The sequence below is a fragment of the Streptomyces sp. DH12 genome (genome assembly GCF_020873895.1).
In the GTDB taxonomy this organism is placed as follows: domain Bacteria; phylum Actinomycetota; class Actinomycetes; order Streptomycetales; family Streptomycetaceae; genus Streptomyces.
On sequence record NZ_JAHWGT010001364.1, the window covers coordinates 1 to 419 of the forward strand.

General features: G+C 71.6%; 1 protein-coding gene. It reads right to left on the bottom strand.

All coding sequences use genetic code 11. The annotated features are described in order from the left end of the window. Nucleotides 1-419 (bottom strand): proteasome accessory factor PafA2 family protein (locus LPA54_RS40090; RefSeq protein WP_228985349.1); only part of this gene is annotated, 419 nt, incomplete at both ends.

The following is a 419-nucleotide window of genomic DNA, read 5'->3' on the forward strand; positions in this document are numbered from 1 at the left end:
TCCCAGGAGGCCGCCGCGACGTCGTCCGCGTACTGCTCCAGGCATCGCCCGCGGAAGTAGGCGCGGGTGTCCTCCGGAGGCGCCGTGCGGGCCCGCTCGACCTCGGCCTCGTCGAGCAGCCGCTTCATCCGTCCGCGGGCCACCAGACGGTTGTAGAGGCCCTTCTCGGGACGCACGTCGGCGTACTGCAGGTCGACCAGGTGCAGCCGGGCCGCGTCCCAGTCGAGGCCGTCCCGGCGCCGGTACCCCTCCATGAGCTCCCGCTTGGCGACCCAGTCCAGCTCGCCGGCCAGGCTCATCGGGTCGTTCTCCAGCCGTGTGAGCGTGTCCTCCCAGCGGGCGAGGACGTCCTTGGTCTGCTCGTCGGCGTCGTCCCCGAAGCGCTCCTCGACGTACTTGCGGCCGAGCTCGTAGTACTC